This is a genomic window from Conexibacter sp. DBS9H8 (assembly GCF_023330685.1).
In the GTDB taxonomy this organism is placed as follows: domain Bacteria; phylum Actinomycetota; class Thermoleophilia; order Solirubrobacterales; family Solirubrobacteraceae; genus Palsa-465.
In genome coordinates this window covers 437,229-452,538 of the sequence record NZ_CP097128.1, presented here as the reverse complement: position 1 = coordinate 452,538, position 15,310 = coordinate 437,229, and the positions used below count along the sequence as shown (strand labels likewise).

At 70.2% G+C, this 15,310-nt stretch carries 17 protein-coding genes and 1 pseudogene; 3 read left to right on the top strand and 15 right to left on the bottom strand.

Annotation, left to right across the window (positions count from 1 at the left end):
- Nucleotides 1-2: 2 nt before the first annotated feature.
- The 8 genes from M3M55_RS02200 to M3M55_RS02165 all read right to left on the bottom strand — a co-directional run bounded on the left by M3M55_RS02200 (nt 3) and on the right by M3M55_RS02165 (nt 8,252).
- On the bottom strand, nt 3-1,727 hold the full coding sequence (locus M3M55_RS02200; RefSeq protein WP_249011189.1) for a type IV secretory system conjugative DNA transfer family protein: 1,725 nt from the start codon (nt 1,725-1,727) through the stop codon (nt 3-5).
- Complete coding sequence (locus M3M55_RS02195) at nt 1,724-1,879, bottom strand: hypothetical protein (protein WP_249011188.1); 156 nt, start codon at nt 1,877-1,879, stop codon at nt 1,724-1,726. Before M3M55_RS02195 ends, M3M55_RS02200 begins: the two co-directional genes overlap by 4 nt.
- Nucleotides 1,869-3,464, bottom strand: coding sequence for a hypothetical protein (locus M3M55_RS02190; protein WP_249011187.1), 1,596 nt, complete (start codon nt 3,462-3,464; stop codon nt 1,869-1,871). Before M3M55_RS02190 ends, M3M55_RS02195 begins: the two co-directional genes overlap by 11 nt.
- 68 nt (nt 3,465-3,532) lie before the next feature.
- Entirely contained in the window at nt 3,533-5,032 is a 1,500-nt protein-coding gene (locus M3M55_RS02185) for an SCO6880 family protein (protein WP_371878721.1), read from the bottom strand.
- Nucleotides 5,032-6,519 (bottom strand): hypothetical protein, encoded by a 1,488-nt coding sequence (locus M3M55_RS02180; RefSeq protein ID WP_249011185.1) that lies wholly within the window; start codon nt 6,517-6,519, stop codon nt 5,032-5,034. The genes M3M55_RS02185 and M3M55_RS02180 overlap by 1 nt, the downstream gene beginning before the upstream one ends.
- The gene (locus M3M55_RS02175) at nt 6,504-7,268 is read right to left on the bottom strand and encodes a hypothetical protein (protein ID WP_249011184.1); all 765 of its coding nucleotides are present in this window, start codon (nt 7,266-7,268) and stop codon (nt 6,504-6,506) included. Before M3M55_RS02175 ends, M3M55_RS02180 begins: the two co-directional genes overlap by 16 nt.
- Complete coding sequence (locus M3M55_RS02170) at nt 7,268-7,702, bottom strand: hypothetical protein (protein ID WP_249011183.1); 435 nt, start codon at nt 7,700-7,702, stop codon at nt 7,268-7,270. The genes M3M55_RS02175 and M3M55_RS02170 overlap by 1 nt, the downstream gene beginning before the upstream one ends.
- Complete coding sequence (locus M3M55_RS02165) at nt 7,692-8,252, bottom strand: DUF6668 family protein (protein WP_249011182.1); 561 nt, start codon at nt 8,250-8,252, stop codon at nt 7,692-7,694. The genes M3M55_RS02170 and M3M55_RS02165 overlap by 11 nt, the downstream gene beginning before the upstream one ends.
- 107 nt (nt 8,253-8,359) lie before the next feature.
- On the opposite strand from M3M55_RS02165, the gene M3M55_RS02160 reads away from it, so the two are divergent.
- Together M3M55_RS02160 and M3M55_RS02155 are read left to right on the top strand one after the other, a co-directional pair.
- Nucleotides 8,360-8,755: a helix-turn-helix domain-containing protein gene (locus tag M3M55_RS02160; protein ID WP_249011181.1), complete on the top strand. Its 396-nt coding sequence runs from the start codon at nt 8,360-8,362 to the stop codon at nt 8,753-8,755.
- Nucleotides 8,756-8,769: 14 nt separating this feature from the next.
- Nucleotides 8,770-9,900 carry a site-specific integrase gene (locus M3M55_RS02155; RefSeq protein WP_249011180.1) on the top strand — a complete coding sequence of 377 codons (1,131 nt, stop codon included), beginning with the start codon at nt 8,770-8,772 and terminating at the stop codon, nt 9,898-9,900.
- A gap of 842 nt (nt 9,901-10,742) precedes the next feature.
- Here M3M55_RS02155 and M3M55_RS02150 read toward each other — a convergent pair.
- The 7 genes and pseudogenes from M3M55_RS02150 to M3M55_RS02120 all read right to left on the bottom strand — a co-directional run bounded on the left by M3M55_RS02150 (nt 10,743) and on the right by M3M55_RS02120 (nt 14,863).
- Nucleotides 10,743-11,444, bottom strand: a complete 702-nt coding sequence (locus M3M55_RS02150; RefSeq protein WP_249011179.1) for a bifunctional 2-polyprenyl-6-hydroxyphenol methylase/3-demethylubiquinol 3-O-methyltransferase UbiG — start codon at nt 11,442-11,444, stop codon at nt 10,743-10,745.
- Nucleotides 11,445-11,785: 341 nt separating this feature from the next.
- Entirely contained in the window at nt 11,786-12,166 is a 381-nt protein-coding gene (locus M3M55_RS02145) for a PIN domain-containing protein (RefSeq protein WP_256469032.1), read from the bottom strand.
- The gene (locus tag M3M55_RS02140) at nt 12,154-12,399 is read right to left on the bottom strand and encodes a type II toxin-antitoxin system Phd/YefM family antitoxin (RefSeq protein WP_249011177.1); all 246 of its coding nucleotides are present in this window, start codon (nt 12,397-12,399) and stop codon (nt 12,154-12,156) included. The genes M3M55_RS02145 and M3M55_RS02140 overlap by 13 nt, the downstream gene beginning before the upstream one ends.
- A gap of 117 nt (nt 12,400-12,516) precedes the next feature.
- Entirely contained in the window at nt 12,517-12,855 is a 339-nt protein-coding gene (locus M3M55_RS02135) for a DUF86 domain-containing protein (protein WP_249011176.1), read from the bottom strand.
- Nucleotides 12,852-13,160 carry a nucleotidyltransferase family protein gene (locus M3M55_RS02130; protein ID WP_249011175.1) on the bottom strand — a complete coding sequence of 103 codons (309 nt, stop codon included), beginning with the start codon at nt 13,158-13,160 and terminating at the stop codon, nt 12,852-12,854. The genes M3M55_RS02135 and M3M55_RS02130 overlap by 4 nt, the downstream gene beginning before the upstream one ends.
- A 101-nt stretch (nt 13,161-13,261) precedes the next feature.
- Nucleotides 13,262-13,969 (bottom strand): annotated as a pseudogene (locus tag M3M55_RS02125) (tyrosine-type recombinase/integrase).
- A gap of 324 nt (nt 13,970-14,293) precedes the next feature.
- Nucleotides 14,294-14,863, bottom strand: a complete 570-nt coding sequence (locus M3M55_RS02120; RefSeq protein ID WP_249011119.1) for a DUF6431 domain-containing protein — start codon at nt 14,861-14,863, stop codon at nt 14,294-14,296.
- Between the two features lie 132 nt (nt 14,864-14,995).
- On the opposite strand from M3M55_RS02120, the gene M3M55_RS02115 reads away from it, so the two are divergent.
- Nucleotides 14,996-15,271: a hypothetical protein gene (locus M3M55_RS02115; protein WP_249011174.1), complete on the top strand. Its 276-nt coding sequence runs from the start codon at nt 14,996-14,998 to the stop codon at nt 15,269-15,271.
- Nucleotides 15,272-15,310 lie beyond the last annotated feature (39 nt).

The following is a 15,310-nucleotide window of genomic DNA, read 5'->3' as shown; positions in this document are numbered from 1 at the left end:
CGTCACGCCACCCCTTCGCGGGCGTCGTTCACCGGGTCGTGCGCCTGAAGCGACGCTCTCACCTTCGCGGCGTCGGTCCCGGCCATCCACGGGATCGGGGTCGCGAGCGTCGGCCGGGTGCCGGAGGCGATCACGACGATCCGCCCCTGCGGCATCGACGCGAGGTCGGCTACGTCGAGGATCCGCGCCGGGCGCACCTGCCTGTTGCTTGAGCGGCCCTGCCGGTAGGAGCGAGTGTCCGACCGGTTCAGCTGGTCGTACTCGCCGACCAGCTTGGAGAGCTCCTCGAGGAACTCGACCTCGGTCACCCCACCGCCGTACACCTTCACGGTCGCGGCGCTCCACAGCTTGCGCATCCCGTCGCGCCCCCATGCCTCCACGCCCTGCGAGAAGGACTGAAGGATCGTCATCAGCAGGATCCCCCGCGACCCGTAATGGGAGTACAGGTCGGGCAGCTTGCGCCAGCGGCATACGTTCGCCGCCTCGTCGAGCACCGCCACCATCGGCACCGGCAGCCGTCCGCCGCGGCAGGTCTTCGCGAGGTCCTCGGCCGCCTCGCAGACCGCCAGCGTCAGCCCGGTGACGAGCGGGCCGGCACCGGCCTTGCCCTCCTTCGAGAGGCTGTAGAGCGTGTCCGTCGAGGAGGCGAACGCCCGCGGGTCGAACTGCGGTCGGTGATCGCGCGGCGGAGTGACCCACGCCATCGCGTCGCGGTTGGTCATGAACGCGCACATCTCCCGCGCGGTGCCGAACACGCCGCCGCGCTGCTTCTCCGGCGCGTTGATCTGCGCCTGCAGCGCGCCGGCGATCACCTGGTAGCCGTGCTCGGTCAGGATCTGGACCGGCTCGTCGTCGGTCTCCGCGCTCAGCCACAGATACACCTGCGTCAGCTCGCGACGGTCAAGCGCCGCGGCGAGCAGCAGTTGGGCGACGAGGTTCTGTCCGGCGGTGTCGAAGAACGCATCGGTCCTGGCGCCGACCTCCCGGCTGGCCAGGGCGAACACGTCGGCCATCTCGATCGCGCGGACCTCGTCGGTCACGTAGCTGATCGGGTTCCACCACCAGGACGGCCGCTCCCCGGCGATCCCCTGTGGGTCGAACACCCACACCCGCCCGCGCTCGGCGCGCACGTCCCGGCTAGCGTCCACCAGGTCGCGCTTGTTCGACGTCGCCAGCACTGCGCCCGGCGCGGCGAGGATCGACGGGATCGCGCGGCTCGTCGTCTTCCCCGTCCGCGGGCCCCACACGTCGACCGCGACGTCCTCCCAGCCCATGTAGAGCATCCGGCCACCCCCGCCCGCCCGCCCGATCGGCAGCCCGGGCTGTTCGACCCCGAGCCGCTGTGCGGTCGCCGCGGCGCGCCGGGCGGTCAGGCGCTCGACGTCGGTGCCGCGGCCCATCCACCGCGCCGCCCGGTCGACGTGCCGGCGCTGGGAGCGCTGCCAGCGCCACGCGACCGCCGTGACGGTGGCGAGCAGCAGGCCGGCGAGGGCGGCGGCGATCGCGGTCGCGTCCGCTGGCCACCGCGACCTGCCGCGGGCCAGGTCGATCGCCAGCGCGACCGGATTGGCGGGCAGCCGCTCGCGGCTGCCGTCGAGGAGCATCGCCAGGTGAGTGGCGCCGACGAGGACCAGCACGGTCCCGAACACGACCGTGATCGCGCCCCACAGCAGCATGATCTCGGCGTCGAGGGGCGGGCCGCCCGAGCGCGGGGACGTGCTGCTCATCCCCGTCCTCCGTCGCGCTCCTCGCGGCGCAGCGCGTGGTGGCGCTGCGAGATCTGGTGCGGGGAGCCGATCAGCTCCCCCACCAGCAGCGGGGACACGCCCTCGCCGAAGTACGACTCGACCACCGGGATCGACCGGTTCTCAGCGCTCACTGTCCGCCTCCCTCTCGCCTGCTCTCGATTGCGCGGCCCGCCACGGACGGGCCGTCGACAGCGCCGACCCCGCCTGGAGTTGCGCTCCGGTCTCCAGGACGCTGGTCCTGTCGGGCCGCTCGGTTCGGGCGGGCTGGTCGAACTCGGCGGCGGCCTGCACGCGGCTGTGCTCGTGCCAGAGGCGGTTGGTGTCGTGCAGCGCGCGCTCGGAGCTGGTCAGCCCGACGTGGATCGGGATCCCGGGCCGACCGCCGACCTTGACCAGGAAGTTCCCGCGGCCGGGCGGCGTCGCGCCGGCGCCTGTCGTCGTCCATGCCGGCGGGTCCTGCCAGCTGGCCAGCAGCTGCTGCTCTGCGTCCGACAGCGGCACGACCGCTGTCAGCATCGGCATCTCGGCCGCCGGCAGCCCGGCGAGCGCGACCATCCCCGAGCGCTCGACGAACCCGCGCGCCTTCTGGCGGTCCTCCTCGGAGGCGAGCGCCTGCAGATCGCTCATCGTGTGGCTGCACATCACCACCCCAACCCCGCGCTGACGGTTCAACCGCGTCAGCACGTCGACGCGGTCCACGATCCCGCGCCCCGACCGAAGCGCGCGCCACAGCTCGTCGAGGACCACGAAGTAGTGCCGGCGCGGCTCAAGACCGGCGTCGGCGAGCGCGTTGGCGATGTTGACCGCCCCGAACCCGGTCGACCAGCACGCCATCAGCGCCGCGCCCTGCAGCGCGGTCTCGCCGTCGTCGATCGCCGAGACGTCGAACACGACCGGCACGTCGCGGCGCATCGGGGTCGTCGACTGCTGGCTGAAGATCTCTCCCAGCCGCCCCTGGCCAAGCAGCCCTCGCAGGCTCACGAGCAGCGGCTCGGTGATGTCGTCGTAGCGGACCCGGTCACCGCGGTCCATCGCGACATCGCGCAGCTCGCCAGGGGCCTCGGCGATCACGCCGACCAGATCGCTCAGCACCGGGATACCGTCGTGGCGGTCGTCAAGGACGCGCAGCGCCCGGTCGAGGATCATCTCCTCCCGATCTGACGGGACTGACGCGCGCGCGAGCGTGATCAGCGTCGCGATCATCGTGTGCCGGCGCGCGAGCGCGTCCGCCAGCACCTCGCTACGCGCCTTGCCCGTCAGCCGCTCCGCCGCCGCGCGCGCCTCCCCCGGATCCAGCACGTTCAAGAAGCCGCGGCCGCGGCCCAAGCGGATCACCTGCCCGCCGAGCGCCTGCACGAGGTCGACGTAGTCAGGCTTCAGGTCACCCAGCACCAGCGGCGCGACGCCGAACCCCGCCAGCCCGAGCGCCATCCGGCGCAGCAGCGAGCTCTTGCCCAGGCCGGGGCGGCCAAGCACGAACACGCTCGGGTTCGAGATCAGGTTCGCGTCCTGAAACCAGCTGATCGGATCCGCGCACAGCGTCGCCCCCGAGATCAGGCTGCGGCCGATCGGCACGCCGATCATCGGCGTCCCCGTCCCCGTCGAGAACGGCCACAGCCCGCACACCTGCACCGAGGTGCCGCGCCACTGTGTCGGCGCCTGCACCAGCAGCGAGGAGCCCGCGCCCGCCGCGCTCCAGCCACGGGAGCCCGGCATCCCCAGCCGGCTGCCCGCGGGAGTGGTCGCCGCGGGCGGTGGTGTGTCGTGCTGTCGGCGGGCGCGTCTCACAGGGCACTCCTGATCTCCTGCGGCACCTTCAGATGCCGAGCGAGCACCAGCCCGAGCGGGAGCCCGGCAGCGAACGCCGAGTCCTGCGAGCCGTACACCCGGCGCAGGTTGATCCGGGCGGTCGCCGCGAGGTTCTCGACCGTCGCCTCCGCAGCCGCGAGCTGATCAACGGCCGCGTGCTCGACCGTGGCGGTGACGATCACGCCGAAGTCGACCAGCCCGGCGCCGCGCGCCTCCTCCTGCGCGGTCGCCAGCGCCGCGCGCTGCTCGCGCAACGAGTGCTCGCTCGGCCGCGTCGCGGAGTGCACGCGGAAGTCCGCGTTGCGCTTGTCCGCCTCGACGATCCGCGCCGCGACCCCCGGGTCGAGCACGCGATAGACGAGCGTCACGCGCTTGCGTCCGACCTCGCGATGCGGGGCCAGCAGCTTCCACAGGATGCTCGAGTGCACCTCCCCGCGTGGGGCGGCGCTCATCATCCACGACACCGACGTCGCGCCGTCGTGGCGGTAGGCACCCCACGACGCCTCCGCGCCGGCCGGGCCGACATCGCTCCAGCGCAGCGTCGGCGTGGCGCCCTGGGCGTGCGCTTCCTCGATCGTCCGTGCCGCCGCCGGGTCATACGCGCCGCGGACGACCTCGCACAGCTCCTGCGCGGTCATCGGTCGCGCGCCGCCTGCGCCGGTGCCCTGCAACCGCTGGGTTAGGCCCGGCAGCCGCGCCGCGAGATCGCGGGCGAACTCGTCACCGTCGCGGCGCCGGCCGCGGGTCGCGGCCATAAACACCAGAGCGATCCACACCCGGATCGAAGCCGAACCCGCGGGCGCGGACTCGACGACCTCACGCAGCACGCTCTGCGCGAGCGGCGGAGCGTTCGGATCGAGTTTCGCCTCCACAACCTGCCGCAGCCGCCGGCCCGTGTCCGGCGCTGTCTCGACCGTCACCGCCGCGGCGATAAGACCCGGCTCGTCGCCGAGCGCGGCCAGCCAATCGCCCCACCGCGCGACCCAGATGTCGATCTGCTCCTGGTCGACCAGTGACGCGCCCTCCGGTTCGGTCGCCAGCACCACGCTGAAGTGCCCCATGCTCGGCAGCTCGATCAGCGCGAACGGCCTGCCCCACGAGTCCTGCGCCTCCGACAGTCGCGATTGCGCCAGCAGCCCCGGCAGCTGACAGGTCCCCCACGGCGTGCGCCCCAACGGCCCCGACCGGTACAGGTGAGTGCCGCGCGAGCGCGCCCGCCACCACCCCACCCGCACCCCGACCAGCTCGATCCCCGTCCTGCCGTGACGGTCGCGGACCATCAGCGAGGTCAGCCCGAGCGCGAGCAGCACCAGCTCACCGACCGCCGGCACCAGGCCCACCGTCGCGACGGTGACGATCACCACGATGATCCCCGCCATCAGCATCGCGGTACCAAGCAGGCCGAGGTTCCACAGGCCGGCGGAGCGCGGCTGTCGCCAGTTGCCGTAGGTCCGTTCCCGAACGCTCTCGCCCATCACGCCATCCCCTCACTCGGCGCCTCACCCGCACCGGACGGCTCAACCGCCGAGCCCGCGCCCGACGCGACGGCGCCTGCTGCCCCTGCTGTACCGCCGAGCACCGTGCCGACCCCTCCACCACCCTGCGCCGTTCCGGCCGCCCCAGCCGGCCCGGCCGGCCCCGGCTGCCCGGCACATCCCGGCGTACCGGGCGCAGCGGGCTCGCCCTGAACGCCCTGAGCGCCCGGATGCGACGTGCCGGTGCGGTCTCCCGCGCCGGAGGCCACCCCTGACGCCCTGCTGCCGGTCGCCGCGGCCACGCCCGTAACAGCACCGACGCCGGCACCCGCCACAACGCCCGCCGCGGCGCTCGTCGCTCCGTTGCCTGCGGCACCCGATCCGCTGCCCATAGCCCCGCCGAGCGTGGAGGCGCCGCTCGGCGCTCCCGCCGCGCCCTGCGGCGATGAACCGGATCCGCCGATGCTCCCGCCCGCTGCACTCGAACCCGCCCCGACGCCCCGCAGCGCGCCGGACGGCCCGGCCAGCATCGCCCCGCCGGCCGCGCCACCCGCCGCGGCTCCGAGCACCGCCCCGGCGCCGCCCGCTGCGGTCGCGCCGACCATCGGCGCGACGAACTTCATCAACGCCGGCAGCGCCAGGATCGCCAGGCCCATCAGCATCAGGCCGGTGATCACATTAGTTACTGCGCCTGACCCCAGCGACCCGTTTCCCGTCAGGCTGAACGCCGTCGCATACACGATCGCCGCTGCCGGCTTGTAGAGGATGGACGCGACCAGCCAGCCGCCGCTCTTGCGAAACCAGTGCCAGCCCGCCTGCGTCGAGGTGAACGCCGCCGTCGTCGGCAGCACCCCCGCCAAGATCACGAGCATCCCGCCGCGCACGACCATCAGCACCATCTGGATCAGTGACGCGACGATCATCAACAGCCCGAAGACGCACACCAGGATCACCCCGGTCAGCCCGCCGCCGGCGATCACCGTCAGCGTCGTTAGCTTCCCGACCTCCGTCCCGAAGTTCCCGCCGGTCGACGCGCTCACGATCCACGTCGAAAACCGATCCGCCGCCGTCGTCGCCAAGGCGATCACCGTCAACCCTGCGCCCGCGGTCGCGACGAACACCGCCAGGGCGCGCAGCACCTCACGGCCCGCGTCGGCGCGCTGCTCCCACGCCATCCGACCGCATCCGACCAGCACGCCGACGACCGCCGCGGCGGTCATGTACCACCACAGATGCCCCTGGATCAGCGCGACCGGCGCACTCGGCGTCTGGCCCGCCGGCCCGCTCGCCAACTGCGGCGTCGGCGTGCTCATCCAGAACGTCGCCATCGACCTCACCATCCACGCCGCCGCGCCGCCGACAGCGTGACCGATCGCGTCGAAGATCGGATTCACGATCGCCGACCCGACACCACCGACGATCCCGCCCAACACTCCGCCGAGCGTGCTGAGGAGTCCGCCGAGAGCGAGCATCACCCCGCGCTCCATGCAACGAACCCGGCCATGCTCGCAAGCGCCGTCGCAGCGAAGCCCTGACCGCCCGGCGGGACGACGAACCGCCAGTCATCCCCGACCCAGTCCATCACCAGCGGGACCGCTCCCTGTGCGCCGCTCGGCCCTTGGATCGCCAGACTGATTTCCGCCTCCTGCGGCGAGTAGCCCTGAAACGAGAACCCGACCAGCGTCGAGGGACCGCCTGCGATCTGCTCGAGATCCCGGTTGTCGCCGTCGGCTGCCTGCCGAACAGCGAGATCCCGGGCACGGCCGGGCACCGCCAGCGTCGCGATCACCATCGACTGTGGCTGCGCCGAGAACGCCGCAATCACGTTCGCCGCCGCATACAGGGCACCCAGCGGCGAATGCGCGAAACACTCCCCGAACCCATCGACCTGACGCTCGGGACCAATCGTCGCCGGAGCGGTCGGCTCCGCCATATCCCCGACCAACACCCAATGCGTCCCCGCCGGCGTCACCGTCGGAACAGCCTGGGAACCGCCCGGCAACGCGCCGCAACCGCTGGTCCGCGCAGGGCCCGCCGGCGAAACCCGGGCAGGCGCAGAACCCGGAGAGCTCGGCGCCGCACGGCGCGCCCTGACCGTCGGGGCCACCGAGCCGAGGAAATGCGCCACCGTGAGCAGAGCCCCCGCTGCGGCGATCAGCGCCACGAACGACGCGGCCGCCACGAAGCCGCGCTGCCGGCGGAACGACGACGGCTCGATGTCGACTCCGCGCAGCATCACGCCAACGCGCCAACCAGCGCCGACGCCGAGCCAGCCACCACACATGCGGCCAGCACCCAGCCAAGCCGGCTCGCGTGCTCGCCCGCCCCGGCCCCGCGGTGATGCGCCACCGCCATCTGCGCGGCCGCCATCAGAACCCCAACAACACACAGGGCGAACACCGCCCACGCCACATAGCCCACCAGCGTCGTCAGCTGCGCCGCCCCAGGCGGCACCACACCCTGCCCGGGGTTGATGATCGACGAGCCCGACGATCCGCTCGGCTTGCCGCCCGCGAACGCGAGCGCAGGCGTCACAGCCAGGATCACCGCGGTCGCCGCGACGAGCCTTGCCAGAGCCTGCGCCAGTGCGGCCCTCGGCGCGCCCGCGAGCTTCCACGCCATCGCAAGCGGCGACCACCGCCGCGTCCTCACCACGTCGTCACTGAACATCCACCCGCTCCTCTCCACGTTCGATAGCCACCAAATCCGCGAGCAACTCCCCGGCCTCCCGCGGCGCGTTCGCCTGCGACGGGACCTCACCGAGGCGCCAACGCTCAACCCACGGCAGACACCACACCCGCGGCACGCCACCGCTCACCACCGCCTGCAGATCGCGCAACGCCCGCGGCAGACGCCCCGGCGCATCCGCGATCCACACCAGACCCAGCACAGACACCGCCGGCCGCTCCTCGTCCAACTGCCGCATCGCCCGCTGGACAGCGACCAGACCCCGCGCGCTGGTGCGCGCAGCAAGCACGACCCGCGGCGCGGGCTGCCCGAAGCCCGCCACCGGCCAGCTGTGGCCGGCGGCCCGGGACCCCGCAAAGACGGTCTCGAGAGTGTCCTCGCCGGCACCGCCATGAACCCCGACCCACCAGACCGCCACCCGAGGATCGTCAGCCGCAGCGCGCCCCACCGGAAGCCCCGGCGCTCGAGGTCGGCTCGGATCAACGACCAGAAGCGACATCAGGTGGTGAGCAATAGAGAAGTAGTGCAACACATGACAACATAGGTTATCCTACATCATATGAGCGTAACTGATCACCGGGTCGCAGCCGTCGGGGTCAGACTCAGGGCGCGGAAGGCGCCCGACCGGGCGGCAGCGACGTGAGCGACGAGTTCGGCCAGGCACTGCTTCGCGAGTTCATTCGAGCCCTCCCGGCGGCGCTCGACGACGACGCGCTGGAGGAACTCGCCGCGCGACTGGCCCCACACCTGAGTAGGGAGTCGCGGCCGGAGCTCGGTCTGCTGAGTGCCGCTCAGGCCGCCGCGCGAGCCAACGTCCACGTCGAGACGATCCGCCGCGCGATCCGGGCGGGCGAGCTCGATGTGACGTTCTGGAACGGGCGCTCCGCGCGGATCGCGCCAACGGCGCTCGAGGCGTGGCTGTCAGAACCACCCCGGCGCTCGGGTGTCGGTCGACCTCTGCGCTCGCGGCGTTCAACCGCCGGGCGGGAGGTGCGGGAGTATTCGCTCGCAGCGGCATTCAAGGCCACGGCATGATCGCGAGGTGAACGATGGAGATTCAGAAGCGCAACCTCCAAGACGGCTCGGTCCGGTGGCGCGTGAGATGGCACCAGGGTGGTCGAGGCGGGCGCTACCGGGTCAGGACCTTTGACCGCAAGGGCGATGCCCAGAACTTCGCGGCCGAGCTCCGGCGACGGGCGCAGTTGGGCACGCTCGACGCAATCGACTCCGGGCGTCTGACCCTGGCTGAATACGTCGCCGAGACGTGGGCGAAGGCATACCGCGCCCACCTCTCCGAGAACACGAAGCTCCGCTACGGACACCTCTACGACAAGCACGTCCTCCCCGAGCTCGGGCCACTCCGGCTCAACGAGATCAGTCCCGAGGTGATCGGACGCTGGCAGGCGGACCGGCTCGCTGCCGGTGGCGGCCCTGTAGCGGTCAGAGACGCCTTCACGCTGCTCGGCTCGATCCTGCAACGCGCGCTGGAGAGCGGGCACATCCAGACGAACCCGGCGCGGGCGGTTCGCAAGGCGCCGCTTCCCCGCAGGAAGGAGGTTCGTCCCCTCGCTCCCGTGACCGTGGAGCGGATGAGGTCCCAAGCGTCCCCACGCGACGCGACGCTGCTCAGCGTGCTCGCCTACTCAGGGCTCCGGCCCGGTGAGGCGCTCGCGCTGGAATGGCGCGACATCCGGGATCGCACCATCCTCGTGGAGCGCGCGCTCTCGCTCGGCGAGGCGAAGGACACCAAGAACCTCGCCCACCGCACGGTCCGACTGCTTGGGCCGCTGGCCGGCGATCTCCGCGCCTGGCGCCTTCGCAGCGGCCGGCCGGCCGGCAGCGCACTTGTCTTCCCATCGCGCGGCGGCGATCCGTGGACTCTCGCGGCATATCAGTCCTGGCGCCGCAAGGCCTTTCGTCGCGCGCTGACCGGCGCCGGGATCGAGGCCGGGCGCCCCTACGACCTGCGGCATTCCTTCGCATCCCTGCTCCTCCACGAGGGACGCTCGGTGATCTACGTCGCCCGGCAGCTCGGGCATGACGCGCGCATCACGCTGAGCACGTACGGCCACGTGATTGACGAGCTCGACGGAGAGCCGCGGGTCGACGCCGAGGTTGCGATCGCGGCTGCGCGCGAAGGACTCTCGTCATCGCAGGCCTCACCGTCGGTCGCGTCATGAGGCTCCCTCGACCACGCGGCCACGCGCCACAACTCGCCGAGCACGAAGCCGCTTCTGTCCGTCGCCGGCCCTATCGTCAGTTCTCCATGACTCTGGGCCCGAACGCACGCCCGGTTCCGGGGTGCACCAGGGGTGCACCAGAATGACGCAAGTTATCGCGCGCCGTCGACACGGCGGCGCAGATTTATGCGCATTTCCAGGGCAATCGACAACTACACACAACTGCGCGCAACGTCCGGGCTTCTCTGATAAGGAAGAGGTCCCAGGTTCGAATCCTGGATCGCCCATCAGGTGTGGCGCGCGCGACTGCGGGCGTTTTGTGTCTCCGGGGCGGTGCAGTCCGGAGGAGACGACCCGCGGTATGGGAGCGAGATGGAAGCCTCGCGCGACGTCGGTTGCTGTTTGAGGTCTGTGTTCTGGTGGTGGGGTGGTCGTCCCCGGGGCAGCAGACACTCCCGGACGGGGCACGCGCTTGGATGCCCGTGTCACGGCCGGGAGGACCGCGACCCTCGCCTTCGTTGGTCCGCGACCGCCGTCGCGGGCGGTGCGCTCCAAGGTGAGCAGGGACCGGCCGGACGAGACTCTCCGGACGCTGACGGACGAGCGCGACCGTGTCAAAAGGCCGCACGCTCAAGAGCGCTGCGTCAATGCTCGTCGCCGGCGCCATGTGGGGCGGGGTTCGACCTCTTGCGGCACCGAGCTCGTCCGACACGGAAGCGAGCCGCGCTCGTCGCCGGAAGCGCGTCTCGAACCTCGGAGGCGTCGACGCTGGGTTGCATAGGCGCGTAACCGCAATGCGTTTGCGGCGTCCACGATGAGATGGAGACCGAGTTCGGAGGGCGTCAGTCGAGGCGGGCGCGAATCAGCAGTGTCCAAGGTCGCGTGGCTGCTGGGTCTAATTGCGGGAAGCGACCGATCAGTTCGACACCGGGCCGAGGCTCTCTGATCTCCTCGATGACAAAGCCCGCATCAGACAGCGCGCCCGTGTAGTAGCCAAGGGGTCTCGCTCGACCCACGAAGCGCATCGGCAGTCCGTTCTCTTGAACCCTTTCGTCCCACTCGGTCTCGGCGAAGTAGTCCTCGACGGACCTCGCCGGTCGATCCAGCGGGTGGGTGAGCAGTACGCACAGGCGGCCGCCCGGAACGAGGGCCCGGGCAATCTCACGGATCGCCCGGGCCGGATCTGGCATGTCCATCAGGCACATGAACGCAACGGCGAGATCGAACATTTCCGGCGGCCAGGGCAGCTCAGTCGCATCACCGTGGACGACCTCTTCATAACCGCCGGCTGTGCGCGCGGCGTCAGCAAGCGTCTCGGAGCTGTCAAGACCGTGAACACGGTGGCCTCTTTGAGCGAGTACGCGACCGACGCGGCCCTCGCCACAGCCGATGTCCACTGTCCCAATGCCCGGTGAGGGCATCACGTCGAGCATGGCCGGGAGGTTCATTTCCCAGAACGCGACGTCGTGGCCCGGTGTCCTCGCCCACGCCAACCAGTCCTCAGCGTTCTCTTGCCAGATGGCACTCAGGTCATGGCTCTCCACCGGCCGGAGAGTAGAGACGACGGCACGGCTTGCTGCAACCAACGCAAGCAGAAGTGCTGCTGAGGCGATCAGGGGGAGCGTCGCTTGATCCGACGGCCCGAGAATCGTGAATCATCGTCGTCCCCGTAGGCAGGACGGAGTCGCCGTCACGCAAGCAGGCCGCTTCGCGGCCCTCCGTTGTGCATACACACATCCCGCCGCGATGGAAACCATGCCGGAAGCGCCGGCTGCGTGGGAGCGACGATCGAGATGTCGCCAATCCACTCGTTGCCGCGGAACGGTGGCAACTGCAAAAGCGCTCGCGGCGGTTAGCGCGCGCTGGTGTCTCACATGGCGACGGCTCAGACGCCCGAGACGCGTAGGAGGTCCTCGATGATTGTGAAGTCTTTGAGGTTGCGCGTCAGGAGGGTCGCCTCGTGAACGTTTGCTGTTGCTGCGATCGCCAGGTCGGCTGAGCGTTTGCGCGGGTTCGCGTCGCGCGACGCGACGGCTGCTTGGAGGCGCCCCCATTCGCGAGCGACCTTGTCATCGAGCGGTAGCGGGGTGAAGCGGGACTCGATCAGTCCGAGTCGCGCGGCGCGCAACGGGCGCGTGGTCTCGTCGGCGACCAGCAGCCCGAAGTGCAGTTCGGCGATGGAGACCGCGCTGATCGCCGCCTGGGCATCCTCGGGCAGATCGACCGGGTCGATCAGCACCGAGGTGTCAAGAATCAGCCGCTCCACGGATCGGACAAGCCGGCTTTGAAGATGTCGAGGTCGGCCGCCAGGGCTGGATCCGCCGGCAGCTTGAGTAGATCCTGCAGCCGCCTCGTGGGTACCCAGGTGTCGCGCTGCAGCGGTCCGATCTGCGCAACCGGACGCCCGGCGACGGTGACAATGAACTCCTCTCCCGCCTCGGCACGACGAAGCACATCGCCAACCTCGTTACGGAGCTGCTTCTGCTGGATAGTGGTCACGCCACTAATCGTAGCAGAAGTGCTACCAGCTCGCACGACACGATTGCTTCCACGTCGACCGGTCTCCAGAAGAAGCGAGTTGTTTGGCGACCGAGCGGGTGGTGCGGATAGTTCGGCTTAGTCGGGGAGGCCTTCCTGCAGCATGGCGATTTTGAGGCGCAGTACTGGAAGTTCACGTTCGACGACGTCCCAGACCAGGGCGAGGTCAACGCCGAAGTATTCGTGGATGAGCTTGTCGCGCATCCCCGCGATCTGCCGCCAGGGGACTGAGTCATCGTATGCCCGGGTTTGTGTTGAAAGGCCCTTGACGGCCTGGCCGAGGATCTCGACGTTGCGGATGACCGCGTCTTGCGTCTTCCGATCGGCGAAGAACGCGTCGCGGCCGTCTTGGGTGTATTCGATTACGGCGTCGATCGCGTCGAGGGCATGTAGGAGGTAGGCGCGCTGGCTGTTCACAGCGCGATGGCTTCGGACAGGATCTTCTCGCGTAGGTAGGGGCTGATCCCACCCTCACTGACGAGATCAACCTTCCGACCGAGCAGGTCCTCCAGTTCCTGCCATAGCCCAACGAAGTCCAGCATGCTTCGGCCGGGCTCCATCTCGACGAGGAGGTCCACGTCGCTTGCCGGCCCGGTGTCACCGCGAGCGGCGGACCCGAACACGCGAACGTTCCGGGCGCCATGCTCTGAGGCACGGTCCAGGATCTCGCTCCGACGCCGCCGGATTGCATCAAGGTCTGCGACAGCCATCTCGATGGTCACGTTACCGGCAGCGGCGGCATGCATCGAGTGTCACTGCAGCACCGGGCCGGCGCGTGGCCTTGCAGATGCACCTGGGTCGTGCGCCAGCCCGAAGCGGTCGATCAGCGGCGAGGAACCATCAGCGGGTCTGCGGGGACCATTGGCGCGGGCCTCTCGTGAACGGCAGCGATGATCTCGGTGCTATCGATCCCGCGCAGATACCGCGAGGTGATCGCCAGATCCGCATGGCCGAGCTGTCTCTGGATCACGATCAGCGAGATGCCCTCCCGTGACATCTCAACCGCATGCGCATGCCGGAGCTGATGAGGCGCGAACCGACGCCGAACACCCGCCGTCGCAGCAACATGGTGGAGTTGCGCACGGATGCCGGCCGTTGCGCATGGCCGGCCCCGTGTCGGACCCCGCACAACGCAGAATCACCGGCCGACCGGTAAATCTTTCCTGAGTTCCAGCCACGGGTCCATGTGCGACCACGCCCAGCGATCCATTCCGACCTCGCGGCGCTTGTCGCCCTTACCGTGGCGGACGAGCAGCGAGCCGCGTACTGGATCCAAATCGGTCTCGCTGAGCGCCAGCGCCTCGCTGATCCGAAGCCCGGCACGCCACAGCACGACGATGATGCTGCGTAGCCGGACCCCCTCGGCGCTGTCGCCGGCGGCGCGCATGACCGCGACGATCTCTTCGACGGTCGGCGGGTCCGGCGGATACCGCAGGCCCTTGTTCCTGGGTGGCAGCCCCTCGTGGAAGCTGGACGTGGTCGCAGGCGACCTATGCCTACCAGCGCAATCCAACAGTGGTACAGACTCCATGAGGCCCTCCTTGGCACGACGGACGAATACCTGTTGACGGACACGCTGGATGGTGATGACGGCGCCATCGAGGACGATGATCTGGGGAACGAACGACCAAACGACCAAAGGGTCTTCCGGCGGGGCTGGGTCCCGAGGAACGACAGCATCGAGACGGTAAGGGTCATGGGCGTGTCGTTGTGCGTCGCGCGTTGAGACCGCTGCGCTCTGGCTGGTGATGCTCGCCGCGACAGCGGCCGGGGGCTCGCGAGACGTCATTGGTGGGCGGCAGCGGTCTGGCGAGCATGCGACCCACTCGCGCGTAGCGGCCGCGACCCGGTGTCCTCAGAATCCGGGCGGGTCGCGCGGGCGCCCGTGCAACAGGCCCGTCAACGCGACGGCGAGCTCCCACGGCGACGCCGTGATCTCGAGCCGCAGACGGCACGCTCGGGCGGCGCAGCCGAGCGCGTCGACGGCCTGCACGAACGGCGACCCCGCCGTGAATGGGTGATCGGCTGAGGGCTCGAGTGCACGCGTCCAGAGCCGGGCTGTCGCGGCGACTGGTTCGGCGCGACGCGCGAAGGTCCGCAGCCACCCGCGCACCGTCCCGGGTGGTCGCTGCAGCGTGGTCGCGATCGTGCGGTGCCCCTGCCCGTTGGCCCTGGCCAGCAGCGCTCGGCCGATCACCTCCGCACCGTCGCGCCGACGCGCAACCGCCCAAGCCGGCAGCAACACGTGCGTCTGCTCGCAGCGCCGGCAATACACCCGCCGTGGGCGCAGCGAGCGGGTCTCGTGAAGCAGGCGAACCGTGCGCTCGCGCGCGAACCCCCACCGCGACAGCGGCCCGTCGCAGCCCGGGCAGCACAGACGCCCGGCGGCCAGATCGGCCTCGACCACCGCCGATTCCACGGTCATCGCCATCACGCTCACATCGCACCTCGATCATCCCCTGGTCCAGGCTCGCACGACCACCGCGCGGCAGCCAGGGGCAACTCGTGTTGGGAGCAATATCAGACCCCGACCGCACCCGTGAACGGCGCCACCACGATGGTGATCGTCAGCATTCCCGGTGACGCGACAGGCAGCGATCCGCGCACGCAAATTGCGGACGAACACCGCGATTCAGGCGATCATCACTATGACGCTGACGTCCACCGACATCAGCCGGTGACCGCATCACCACGCTCAATGGCGTTCGCGTCTCAAATGGTCACCATCGAACGTGTCGCTCAACACGAATACCTCGCCATCGTCCCGCGCCAACCCCCGCGAGTGAACGGATCTCTGAACGCGGAAAGCAGTCGTCAAGACTCCTGCCGCTAGCCTTGATGGCTCGTCGCCCTTGCGATCGCGCGGTAGCTG

Excerpts from the sequence above, each read along its gene's own strand:
- M3M55_RS02175 (WP_249011184.1), bottom strand. The coding sequence starts at position 7,268 with ATGCTGCGCGGAGTCGACATCGAGCCGTCGTCGTTCCGCCGGCAGCGC.
- M3M55_RS02185 (WP_371878721.1), bottom strand. The coding sequence starts at position 5,032 with ATGGGCGAGAGCGTTCGGGAACGGACCTACGGCAACTGGCGACAGCCG.
- M3M55_RS02120 (WP_249011119.1), bottom strand. The coding sequence starts at position 14,863 with ATGACCGTGGAATCGGCGGTGGTCGAGGCCGATCTGGCCGCCGGGCGT.
- M3M55_RS02155 (WP_249011180.1), top strand. The coding sequence starts at position 8,770 with ATGGAGATTCAGAAGCGCAACCTCCAAGACGGCTCGGTCCGGTGGCGC.
- M3M55_RS02190 (WP_249011187.1), bottom strand. The coding sequence starts at position 3,464 with ATGCCGGGCTCCCGTGGCTGGAGCGCGGCGGGCGCGGGCTCCTCGCTG.
- M3M55_RS02115 (WP_249011174.1), top strand. The coding sequence starts at position 14,996 with ATGGTGATCGTCAGCATTCCCGGTGACGCGACAGGCAGCGATCCGCGC.
- M3M55_RS02170 (WP_249011183.1), bottom strand. The coding sequence starts at position 7,702 with ATGTTCAGTGACGACGTGGTGAGGACGCGGCGGTGGTCGCCGCTTGCG.
- M3M55_RS02200 (WP_249011189.1), bottom strand. The coding sequence starts at position 1,727 with ATGAGCAGCACGTCCCCGCGCTCGGGCGGCCCGCCCCTCGACGCCGAG.
- M3M55_RS02180 (WP_249011185.1), bottom strand. The coding sequence starts at position 6,519 with ATGGAGCGCGGGGTGATGCTCGCTCTCGGCGGACTCCTCAGCACGCTC.